Source organism: Paenibacillus septentrionalis, assembly GCF_042659865.1.
Taxonomy (GTDB): Bacteria; Bacillota; Bacilli; order Paenibacillales; family Paenibacillaceae; genus Pristimantibacillus; species Pristimantibacillus septentrionalis.
Genome location: NZ_JBHSTE010000002.1, coordinates 462181 through 472678, shown reverse-complemented (window position 1 = coordinate 472678; position 10498 = coordinate 462181). Strand labels below are relative to the sequence as shown.

The 10498-nt window shown below is 45.3% G+C and carries 11 protein-coding genes; 6 read left to right on the top strand and 5 right to left on the bottom strand.

All coding sequences use genetic code 11. The annotated features are described in order from the left end of the window. Positions 1 to 129: 129 nt before the first annotated feature. The 5 genes from glgB (at position 130) to ACFP56_RS07235 (ending at position 7826) form a co-directional block, all read left to right on the top strand. Positions 130 to 2028 carry a 1,4-alpha-glucan branching protein GlgB gene (gene glgB, locus ACFP56_RS07255; RefSeq protein ID WP_379232762.1) on the top strand — a complete coding sequence of 633 codons (1899 nt, stop codon included), beginning with the start codon at positions 130 to 132 and terminating at the stop codon, positions 2026 to 2028. A 32-nt stretch (positions 2029 to 2060) separates the two neighbouring features. Then, positions 2061 to 3224, top strand: coding sequence for a glucose-1-phosphate adenylyltransferase (locus ACFP56_RS07250; protein WP_379232760.1), 1164 nt, complete (start codon positions 2061 to 2063; stop codon positions 3222 to 3224). Next, entirely contained in the window at positions 3221 to 4336 is a 1116-nt protein-coding gene (gene glgD / locus ACFP56_RS07245; protein WP_379232758.1) for a glucose-1-phosphate adenylyltransferase subunit GlgD, read from the top strand. Before ACFP56_RS07250 ends, glgD begins: the two co-directional genes overlap by 4 nt. Before the next feature lie 69 nt (positions 4337 to 4405). Further along, entirely contained in the window at positions 4406 to 5833 is a 1428-nt protein-coding gene (gene glgA / locus ACFP56_RS07240) for a glycogen synthase GlgA (RefSeq protein WP_379232756.1), read from the top strand. Positions 5834 to 5858: 25 nt separating this feature from the next. After that, a complete protein-coding gene (locus tag ACFP56_RS07235; protein ID WP_379232754.1) occupies positions 5859 to 7826 on the top strand; it encodes a glycoside hydrolase family 15 protein in 1968 nt (655 codons plus the stop codon). A 21-nt stretch (positions 7827 to 7847) separates the two neighbouring features. Here the strand turns inward: ACFP56_RS07235 and ACFP56_RS07230 are convergent, their stop codons facing one another. From ACFP56_RS07230 to ACFP56_RS07210, 5 genes are read right to left on the bottom strand one after another with little or no spacing between them, the layout of a single operon-like run. After that, positions 7848 to 8273 (bottom strand): spore germination protein GerPE, encoded by a 426-nt coding sequence (locus ACFP56_RS07230; RefSeq protein ID WP_379232752.1) that lies wholly within the window; start codon positions 8271 to 8273, stop codon positions 7848 to 7850. A 23-nt stretch (positions 8274 to 8296) separates the two neighbouring features. Next, positions 8297 to 8536, bottom strand: coding sequence for a hypothetical protein (locus tag ACFP56_RS07225; protein ID WP_379232750.1), 240 nt, complete (start codon positions 8534 to 8536; stop codon positions 8297 to 8299). Further along, positions 8537 to 9439: a spore germination protein GerPC gene (gene gerPC, locus ACFP56_RS07220; RefSeq protein ID WP_379233302.1), complete on the bottom strand. Its 903-nt coding sequence runs from the start codon at positions 9437 to 9439 to the stop codon at positions 8537 to 8539. A 22-nt stretch (positions 9440 to 9461) separates the two neighbouring features. Beyond that, positions 9462 to 9668, bottom strand: coding sequence for a spore germination protein GerPB (locus ACFP56_RS07215; RefSeq protein WP_379232748.1), 207 nt, complete (start codon positions 9666 to 9668; stop codon positions 9462 to 9464). Then, the gene (locus ACFP56_RS07210) at positions 9668 to 9889 is read right to left on the bottom strand and encodes a spore germination protein (RefSeq protein WP_379232745.1); all 222 of its coding nucleotides are present in this window, start codon (positions 9887 to 9889) and stop codon (positions 9668 to 9670) included. Before ACFP56_RS07210 ends, ACFP56_RS07215 begins: the two co-directional genes overlap by 1 nt. A gap of 137 nt (positions 9890 to 10026) precedes the next feature. On the opposite strand from ACFP56_RS07210, the gene ACFP56_RS07205 reads away from it, so the two are divergent. Further along, a complete protein-coding gene (locus tag ACFP56_RS07205; protein WP_379232743.1) occupies positions 10027 to 10449 on the top strand; it encodes a hypothetical protein in 423 nt (140 codons plus the stop codon). Positions 10450 to 10498: the final 49 nt, after the last annotated feature.

Below are 10498 nucleotides of genomic sequence, written 5' to 3'. Positions count from 1 at the left end.
TTTTGCTTGTCAACTACCGTAAACTCCTCTTAAATTAGAATTAGAGTGCAAACTTATAGGGAAAACCTTCATGTATCGGAAGCTTAAAACATAGTATACTTCATATATCTCTAGCTTGGAGGTGAAGTGATGAATAAATCGTATTGGGGCATTACGCAAGAAGAACTGTTCCTTTTTAATTGTGGATCATCACATCACAGCTATCGATTTATGGGTGCTCATCCTATTAGATGGAGGGGCAAACCAGGGGTCCGATTCGCAGTTTGGGCTCCCGAAGCTAAGCGCGTAGCCGTTGTAGGCGATGATCTTGGCTGGGATACTGAAGGTGCTTGTTTAGAGCAAGTGGGCAGTACGGGCGTACATATCGGGTTTGTTGAAACGATAAGTCCCGGCTCCAGATACAAATACCGCATTGTCACAGCTGAAGATGATATCGTGTTAAAAAGCGATCCCTATGCTTTTTACAGCGAGCGACGACCGAGTACCGCTTCCATTGTATACGGCCTTCCTGAATTTACATGGAGCGACCAAGCATGGTATAAGACGCAGCAAAAAACTCCTTCCTACAATCAACCACTACTTATTTATGAAGTCCATGCCGGCTCTTGGAGGATCAAGGGCAAGGAACACTACTACACCTACGAAGAGCTAGCAGAAATGCTTATTCCTTATGTACTGGAATGGGGCTATACACATATCGAATTTCTCCCGCTAATGGAACATCCGCTCGATCAGTCATGGGGTTATCAAGTAACAGGCTTCTACAGTCCAACTAGCCGTTATGGCACTCCGGAGCAGCTGAAGTATTTTATTAATGAATGTCATCGTCATGGGATTGGCGTTATTCTGGACTGGGTTCCCGGCCATTTTTGCAAGGATGCGCACGGCCTGCGGCGATTCGACGGAAGTCCTTTGTATGAAGGTGCTGATTGGAAACGGGCAGAGCTTCCTTTATGGGGCACACTCAGCTTTGACTACGCAAAAAGCGAGGTTGTCAGCTTCTTAATTTCCAACGCGATATACTGGATTGAGCAATTTCATTTTGATGGCTTGCGAGTTGATGCAGTCGCAACAATGCTGGATCTTCATATGGACAAGCCACCGGAGCTACACACCTTAAACGCAGATGGCGGACGACTTAACTTGAACGCAATCGCATTCCTCAGAGCATTGAATGAAACAGTGTTTCATTATTACCCTCATTTATTAATGCTAGCCGAAGATTCTTCTTCCTACGCATCGGTCACGAAGCCGACCGATCTTGGAGGGCTAGGTTTCAACTACAAATGGAATATGGGCTGGATGAACGATATGCTGCGCTATATGGCAAGTTCTCCTGCTGACCGCACACAACAGCATCACTTGGTTACATTTTCAATTTGGTATGCCTTTAGTGAAAATTATGTTCTTCCCTTGTCACATGATGAGGTTGTTCATGGCAAACGCTCACTGCTTAACAAGATGTGGGGCAGCTATGAGCAGAAATTCGCACAGCTTCGTTTGTTTTACGGTTACTGGATCGCACACCCGGGAAAAAAGCTGCTCTTCATGGGCGGTGAGTGGGGGCAATTCGACGAGTGGAAGGATGAGCATATGCTGGACTGGGAAGTGCTGCAATATGAATCCCACCAACGTATGCACCGCTATGTCAAGGAATTGAATTATCTCTATCGCAGCTTGCCAGTGTTATGGCAAAACGATTTTGACCCCGCATGCTTTCAATGGATTGATGTCAACAATGCTTCTCAATCACAACTATCCTTTATTCGAAAAAGCGAATCAGGCATGCTGTTAGCCATCGCAAATTTTTCACTCCATCACTATTGCGAATATCGCATTGGGGCCCCGATGTCAGGTATATATACGCTGCTTCTGCATAGTAATGAAGTCAAGTATGGAGGTAATACGACGGTTCTCCAGCGAGATGTTTACAGCGAAGAAATCCCAATGCACGGTCAGGCTTATAGCATTTCAATTGAGCTCCCGCCGTTTACCTTTTTGCTTTATGCCTTCCAGTCGGAGGAATAGACAGGTCAACATTTTGTAAGGGGATGATATCTATGGCTCGAAAAGAGATGATCGCCATGCTGCTTGCTGGTGGTGAAGGGAAAAGACTTGGTGTGTTGACCAAGGATTTGGCAAAGCCGGCTGTTTATTTTGGAGGAAAATATCGCATCATTGATTTTACGCTTAGCAATTGTGTCCATTCCGGTCTTGATACGGTAGGTGTGCTGACCCAGTATCAGCCGCTTGAGCTGAATCGGTATCTCGGGATCGGTACGCCATGGGGGCTTGATCGAAGGGACGGAGGCATGACGATTCTTCCTCCATACATGCAAAAGGCTGGAGGCGTCTGGTATAAAGGCACTGCCAATGCTATCTATCAAAATATCTCCTATATCGAGCGCTATGAACCGGAATATGTGCTGGTTATATCTGGCGATCACATTTATAAGATGGATTACGATTTGATGCTGCAGCATCATAAGGAGGCAGGCGCGGATGTAACAATTGCCGGTCTGGAGGTTGATTGGAAGGAAGCAAGTCGGTTTGGGCTTATGCGTACCGATGAAGCCGATCTTATTATCGGCTTTGAAGAAAAGCCTAAGGTGCCTACAAGCAATCTCGCCTCCATGGGCGTCTATATATTCAGCTGGGATGTCCTGAAGCACTACCTGATTTCAGACGAGGGACACCCTGGGTCAAGTAATGATTTTGGCAAGGATGTTATTCCGGCTATGCTGGAGGATGGACTTCGCTTATCCTGCTATCGATACAACGGATACTGGAAGGATGTTGGAACGATTGAAAGTCTATGGGAAGCAAATATGGATTTGCTTGAGGATAAGCCCTCATTAGATCTTGATGACCCCGAATGGCGGATTTATTCCGTGAATCCGAATCAACCTGCGCAGTTTATTGCACAATCTGCGAAAATAAGCTCGAGCTTGATCTCGGAAGGCTGCATGATTGAAGGGGAGGTTACCCGTTCAGTCTTATTCTATGGCGTTGCCGTAGGCGAGCAATCCAGCATTCAAGAATCTGTCATTATGCCTCAGGTCAAGATCGGCAAGCATGTCACGATTCATCGTGCAATTATTGGCGATGGGGCCATTATAGATGACTATGCCGTCATTGGATCTCCCGACAGTGAAGATATTACGGTCATTCCAGTTGGCGAGCATATTCGCGCACAGGAAAATGCGATGGAGGTGGAGTCATGAACAAGCAAAAAATTATGGGTGTCATTAATCTTATCCATGAAACGGACGAACTGAACACCTTGACGCAGGGGCGCTGCACAGCTACCGTCCCGTTCGGTTCACGTTATCGCTTAATCGATTTTACTTTATCCAACATGGTTAACTCAGGCGTAAGCGTAGTTGGCGTGTTCGCACATCGAAAATATCGCTCGCTCATGGATCATATTGGAAGCGGGAAGAGCTGGGACCTGCAGCATAGGCAGAGCGGCTTGTTTGTGCTTCCGCCGATAACGGATGATGTGCAGGAGCTAAGCAGAGGCGATCTTTTTCATTTCTATCAAAACCGAGATTACTTTATTCGCTCGAAGCCTGAATATGTTCTCATCACCAGAAGCCATATGGTGTGCAATATTGATTATAGACAGGTGCTAGACCATCATCAGTCAACAGGGGCAGATATTACAGTGGTTTGTCATCACAGCAAGGAGCCTGTGCTAGGCAAAGCAAGAAAGGTGCGTATGGATGAGCATAATCGCATTGTTGAGATCCAGGATTCGTATGGGCCGATGATTAGCGATTATTCGAATATGGAAATGTACCTTATGAAAAAAGAATTGCTCATGGATTTGGTAGAGACATCGCTAGCCAAAGGTCAGGATCATCTCGTCAGACATGCGATTTTTTCGAAGTTGAATCAATTAAAGGTATACGGGTATGTTCATGAAGCCTTTCTAGCCGTGGTGAATACGATAAGCAGCTATTATGGCAATAGTATGAAGCTGCTGCGTCCTGAGGTATGGCGCAATTTGTTCTATGAGCCTGCTCCGATTTATACCAAGGTGAAGGATGGACCACCAGCACGTTATACGCATGATGCAGAAGTATCTCAATCTATTATTGCCAATGGCTGCATGATCGAAGGGAAAGTTCACAACAGCATACTGTTTCGAGGGGTACATGTGCATAAGGGAGCTGTAGTTGAGGATAGCATTATTATGCAAAATGGGGTGATTCTGCCCAATAGCATTGTAAGCTGCAGCATATTTGACAAGGATGTTGTAATCGAAGAAAACCGCGAGGTAAAGGGTGTCAGATCTGGACCGTATGTAGCAGCGAAGCGAAATGTGATCTGATAAAGCGCGCATTGAACGGCGAAGCCCGTTTAATGATAGAAAGAAATAGAATAGGAGGAGGTAGAGAGGATGAACATTCTGTTGGCAACGTCTGAAGCAGTGCCTATTGCCAAAACGGGAGGGCTGGCGGATGTAGCTGGAGCGCTGCCTAAAGCATTAAAGGAGCAAGCTGTATACGCAGCCGTTGTAATGCCGAAATACGGGTTGATTAAGCAAGAGCTGCTCGAGAACTTCGTACAGATTGCTCATTTTCAAGTTGAGTTTGGTTGGCGTAACCAGTATGTAGGCTTGTTCAAGGGTGAGCTGGATGGCGTAGCGTATTACTTAATCGACAATGAATATTATTTCAAACGCGGCGGCTTGTATGGATATGGGGATGATGCGGAGCGCTTTGTATTTTTTAGCGTTGCGGTTATGGCAGCAGCGGATTATTACGAGGAAGACTTTCACATTATTCATTGTAATGATTGGCAGACTGGACTTATTCCATTTTTACTGAAGCAGCGCTTTTCCGAGCACCCATACTGGTCAAATGTCAAAAGCGTATTTACGATTCATAATTTGATGTATCAGGGCATTTATGGCATCGAGCAGATGAAGGAGCTGTTAGGGGCTGGGGATGAGTGGTTTACACCTGAAGGGCTTGAGTTTTTTGGCGATGCGAGCTGTTTGAAGGCGGGAATTCAATTTGCAGATAAGCTGACTACAGTAAGCCCTACCTATGCGAAAGAAATCCAGACGTCCTATTATGGCGAACGCATGGACTCGCTGCTTAACTTTCGCAAGGAGGATCTCATAGGTATTATTAACGGCTTGGATACCGAAATCTTTGATCCTATGAATGATGCACACATTAAAGTGCCTTATCGTCATTCTCTGCAGCGCAAGCGCAAAAACAAGCTTGATCTGCAGGAGGAAATGTCCTTGCCTGTTGATGAGGCAATACCGCTTATTGGTCTTGTGTCCAGATTGGTAGAGCAAAAAGGTCTTGATCTTGTCATAGCAACACTTGATGAGCTGCTGCATAACCATGATGTGCAAATGATCGTACTAGGCTCTGGCGATGAAAAGTATGAGCGATATTTTTATGAAGCCTCTCTACGACATCCAACCAAATTTAGGTTTTGGCTTGGATATAGTGATCGAATGGCGAGTCGAATCTACGCAGGAGCAGATATATTCGCCATGCCGTCACGCTTTGAACCGTGCGGCTTAAGTCAGCTTATATCCCTGCAGTATCGCACGGTGCCGATAGTGCGGGAAACCGGTGGGCTAAAGGATACAGTTATTCCATATGATGAGACGACACAAATGGGCAATGGCTTTACCTTTGTCGATTATAATGCGCATGAGTTTCTATATACAATGCAGCGAGCGTTAAAGGCTTATGCGAAACCGAACGTATGGGAGAAAATAGTTGATAACGGTTCACGTGTGGATTATAGCTGGAGAAGCTCAGCCAAGCAATATAAAGCGATGTATCGCAAGCTTCAATAATATCTTCTAGGAGAGGGGAATCTTCATGGCACGGCATTTGGTAGTAGGGAACGGCAAGCTGCTTGTCAATATGGATCAGCACGGATTTATACGCGATATATATTATCCATATGTTGGTCAGCTCAATCATGTAGGTGGTCATTATTGCCGCGTTGGCCTTTGGGTGCAGGGAGAATTTTCATGGCTGGATAACCCTGAATGGAAATTCGAACTTGATTACTTGGAGGATTCACTCGTTACTAATCTGGTTGTGCGTCATGATCGACTTGGCATTGAGCTGCAGATCAATGATGGCATTCATCAGCGGGAATGTATTTTTTTGAAGCAGGTGACCATTCGCAATAAGCAGGACGATGCTCGAGAGATTCGGCTTTTCTTTCATCAGGACTTGATGATCGAGGGCACTGAGGTAGGAGATACCGCTGTATATTATCCCGATAATCATACGGTTTTTCATTATAAGCGCTCGAACTTTTTTATGTTTAATGGCTTTTCCGATGAAGGTGGAATTAAGCAGTATACAACAGGGGTAAAGCGATTCAATACAGCGGAAGGAACATGGCGTGATGCAGAGGATGGTTCGTTGGCGGGCAACAGTATTGCGCAAGGCTCTGTTGACAGTACGCTTAGCTTTCATACGACAGTAGGAGCTCGCAGTGATAAGATGATCTATTATTGGATGTCGATTGGACCGAATCTTGAAGAGGTAAAGCGTCTCGATCAATATGTTCGCGAGCATCATCCCGAGCGGCTGCTAAGCCGAATTGTTGTATATTGGAGGCATTGGCTGCAGCGCGCAGAAAACGATCTTGGCGACCTCCCGCCGCAGGTGCAGAAGCTGTTCAAGCTAAGCTTGCTGCTTGTTCGTACGCAAACGGATGAGCGAGGTGCGATATTAGCCGCTAATGACACGGACATTCTGCAGTATAACCGGGATCACTACAGCTATATGTGGCCGCGAGACGGTGCACTTGTTGCAGATGCGATGTCGCTTGCCGGCTATCAAAGCATGATTGCGCCCTTTTTTACCTTCTGTGCAAATGCGATCTCGAATGAAGGTTATCTATATCATAAGTACAATCCGGATGGAACAGTAGGCTCAAGCTGGCATCCTTATATTGTTCAAGGCAGCAGGCGCTTGCCGATTCAAGAGGATGAGACGGCACTCGTTTTATTTGCCCTATGGCAGGACTATACGCGACATCAGATCATCGAACTTCCGCAGGGCTTGTACTCGAAGCTGATTCGTAAGGCAGCAAATTTTTTAAGCGAATTTATTGAACCGGAGCTTGATCTACCGAAGCCAAGCTATGACCTGTGGGAGGAGCGTTACGGCATATGGACATATACGGTCGCGAGCGTATACGGTGGATTAATGGCGGCAGCATATTTTACGGACTTATTCGGTGATTATGAACGCAGTGATCATTATCGCAGCACAGCCGATCGGATCAAGAATGGGTTGCTGGAGCATTTGTGGAATGAGGAGGAGGGCCGATTCGCACGCGGTCTGATTCAGAAGGAAGAAGTCTGGGTCAAGGATATGACGCTTGAGAGCAGCATGTTTGGTATTTTGGACTTCGGCGTACTTCCAGTTGATGATGAACGCGTGCAGAAGACGATGCTTTCTATCAAGCATGGTTTGCAGGTGAAAACAGAAATTGGCGGCATAGCACGCTATAAAAACGATTATTACTTCCAGCAAACGGGCGATATTGATCGGATTCCGGGTAATCCTTGGATTATATGTACGCTTTGGGTTGCGAATTTTGAAATTGAATCAGCGACATCTCTTAAGGAGCTTGAAGGTCCAAAACAGACGCTGGAATGGGTAACAAGGCATGCGCTGCCGAGCGGATTATTGCCTGAGCAGCTGAATCCATTTGATGGATCGCCTCTATCAGTAGCTCCGCTGACATGGTCGCATGCAACATTGGTGCAATCCGTGTGTAAATATGCTTCCAAGTATAAAGAACTTAATAAACTGCAGTAAAAAGAGGGGTTCAGACTCATGTTAACGATGAGTCCGAGCCCCTTTTGGTATGTTCATATATTGCTCAATAGCTTTTTGGCGATTTTCAGCAACGAGCTTCATGCTGTTGCCAAGCTGTACATTGGCAGATTGCGAGTTGGAGATGACAATCAATTTATCAACTTCTATAGTTGGGGGTTGATTCGGTAAAGAAACAAGCTTTCCTATCATGTTATGCTCTACACTTCCTGACGGAAGCATCATCTCCAGTTTAGGAAGTGGCCTTGTAAAAAGCGGATAGCGTTCAAAATAAGGTTCATCAGGTCCATAATTCGAGTTATTCCGTACAATAGAAAAGCTTTGACTGTGCAAATAGCTGTGTTGACGATCGCCAAACTGCACAATTCCACTAGTCGAATTACTTATAATGTCCACCAGTTTTACGGATACAAGCGTATTCATGCTCATGTTGGATTTGAACTCCTTTAAGATCAACTAGGTGCTTTGTTTCGCTTTACCCGATAAGGAACAGTTACGAGACCAGAGTCCATGTATCCATATGGATTGAGCGGAGGAAACGGGCCAATTTGAATCCCGGAAGGCGGAGCCTCCAGGCTGGAGTAAAGCAATACTTGATTATTGTCTCCAATTTGTAAATTGGCACTGGCAGACACGTCAATGACTTCGATCTCGCCAACCTTTATCTGTTGGTTATGAATATGAATGTGCATCTATTTATTCTCCTTATCTTGCTGAGATAAGCCGTACAAATAATGATCAATGGCACTTTCAATATCGTTAATGGTGAGATGGCATACTTGGTGAATTAGCTCTTCTGCAGCAGTATTTTTCTTCATCCGTTCTTCATAGTAGTAGTGTACCCTAGCCGGCAGCTGACGATCGATATCGTCAACAATGAGTTTCTTATGATCTTCTGTCATTTCAACCTGCATCAACGAGCTTTGACGATCAATATAAGGCGTGAAGCGCTGCTCTAGCGATGAGCGAACATGCTCAATGCATGTTTCGATCTGCTGTTGATGAAGCATAACATTGTAATTGGCTTGAACTGTGGCATTTGGTGCATTCGTCGAAGGGTGAGATTGCTTTGTTGACTGGTCTTGGACTGCTTGCTCAAGATTTTCTGTCGCTGGCGAAGCATGTTGTGCTGGTTGAGTCATGCCCGCAGCACCCTCTTGCGGCCGATTCATGATATTGGAATTGGGCTTGGCTACATAAGGAGATGCATAGGGCGCGGCCTTGCCATAAGGCGCATTGGATGATGACTTTTGACCGTTCTTCTTATATTGAATAGGAGGTGCGTTGGCGTTTTGCTGCTGCATTGCAAAGTCTTCAATCATCATCGGCAACTGCTCAGGATTGCTAGTGGATAGTCCGATTTGCAAGGAGCCTTCCAGTGTATCCACCTTTAATTGATCAAAATGATATTCGATTTTTTCAACATGATAGATGGTGGATTGCTGCTCCTGACTCGTCAGCTGCTGTTTGAGAAGCTGCAGCTCCTGCTCCAGCTTCTCAATCGTCTGCTGCTGCTCCTGCAGGCGCTGTTCCATGCGAAGTGCCCAATGCTGCCAAGCTTGATAAGGATTAGAAGGAGGTTCAGAGTTGTACATAGTCAATCAGAGCCCTTCTGTATTAATTTGGATTAGGCAAAGGGACGAGCGAGGGACTGAAATAATCTACATCTGAGTCAGCCCAATCGGAAAAGGATTCAGAGGTCTGCCCCTGGACATAGGATGTTGCATTGACTCCGCCTGATGTGCCCACTTGAAGCATGGAGCTATTATTGATGGAGTCAATGCGTATCGTACCAATATAAATATGCTGCTGTACATGAAACATTATGTTGTAGCTCCTCCTAGATTCCCAACCAAGTTTGTGTCCAGTGCATTGGTAGCACTCGCACCAGTGTTGGAATTGGCTAAGCTGCCTGTAATAAATGAACCAGACCCAGCAAATGTTTTTGTTGCACTGTTAGGTGTGACTCCTACCGCATCACCGAATTGTATAACTCCTCCTGAACCGTTGCTGACAATATTGACGAAGCCTACAAAGGCTGGCATAGCCTCACCTGCTTTCCATTGTTTTATAGTAGTCTATGCAGCATTAGCCTAGATGTGACAATGTTTATACGACAGGTGCCTACTTGTCGTGCTCTGCATATGCTACATTAAACAACAATGTTAAAGAGGGTGAGCGCATGAATAATTGGTCAGATCTTGAGAAATGGCTTCATACCACGAATTTTGAAAAAAGCATGTCAGCCTTTAAGGACATTCCGATTGTCGATCAGTTTTTTAACAATCTGAAAAGAGGCTCGCAATCAGATGAGGATCGTTCCTTGCCGAAAAGCTATCGCTTCAAGGAAGGCAAGGAGCATCTTGATGTTCTTGTTCAGCTTCCCGTGAATACGGATGTTCAGGAGCTCAGGCTGTTTGTACGTGAAGATTATATTCGGCTAGAAGGATTACCGGATGATTCTATCGAGATGATTAAGCTTCCAAGGCTAGTTAAAGCAAAATATTGTCGTGCCAAGACAGTTAATGACGAGCTGCAAATTCGTCTTACGAAGCGGGCCAGATCGAGAAAATTTTACGAGCATCACATTCAAACTAGCTATTAAAGTCGCGATCTAGTATAATGTCTAATGATTGCGATATGTATGATGAGGG

Excerpts from the sequence above, each read along its gene's own strand:
- ACFP56_RS07210 (WP_379232745.1), bottom strand. The coding sequence starts at position 9,889 with ATGCCAGCCTTTGTAGGCTTCGTCAATATTGTCAGCAACGGTTCAGGA.
- ACFP56_RS07230 (WP_379232752.1), bottom strand. The coding sequence starts at position 8,273 with ATGAGCATGAATACGCTTGTATCCGTAAAACTGGTGGACATTATAAGT.
- ACFP56_RS07250 (WP_379232760.1), top strand. The coding sequence starts at position 2,061 with ATGGCTCGAAAAGAGATGATCGCCATGCTGCTTGCTGGTGGTGAAGGG.
- glgD (WP_379232758.1), top strand. The coding sequence starts at position 3,221 with ATGAACAAGCAAAAAATTATGGGTGTCATTAATCTTATCCATGAAACG.
- ACFP56_RS07205 (WP_379232743.1), top strand. The coding sequence starts at position 10,027 with ATGAATAATTGGTCAGATCTTGAGAAATGGCTTCATACCACGAATTTT.
- ACFP56_RS07215 (WP_379232748.1), bottom strand. The coding sequence starts at position 9,668 with ATGTTTCATGTACAGCAGCATATTTATATTGGTACGATACGCATTGAC.
- glgB (WP_379232762.1), top strand. The coding sequence starts at position 130 with ATGAATAAATCGTATTGGGGCATTACGCAAGAAGAACTGTTCCTTTTT.
- gerPC (WP_379233302.1), bottom strand. The coding sequence starts at position 9,439 with ATGTACAACTCTGAACCTCCTTCTAATCCTTATCAAGCTTGGCAGCAT.
- ACFP56_RS07225 (WP_379232750.1), bottom strand. The coding sequence starts at position 8,536 with ATGCACATTCATATTCATAACCAACAGATAAAGGTTGGCGAGATCGAA.
- glgA (WP_379232756.1), top strand. The coding sequence starts at position 4,406 with ATGAACATTCTGTTGGCAACGTCTGAAGCAGTGCCTATTGCCAAAACG.
- ACFP56_RS07235 (WP_379232754.1), top strand. The coding sequence starts at position 5,859 with ATGGCACGGCATTTGGTAGTAGGGAACGGCAAGCTGCTTGTCAATATG.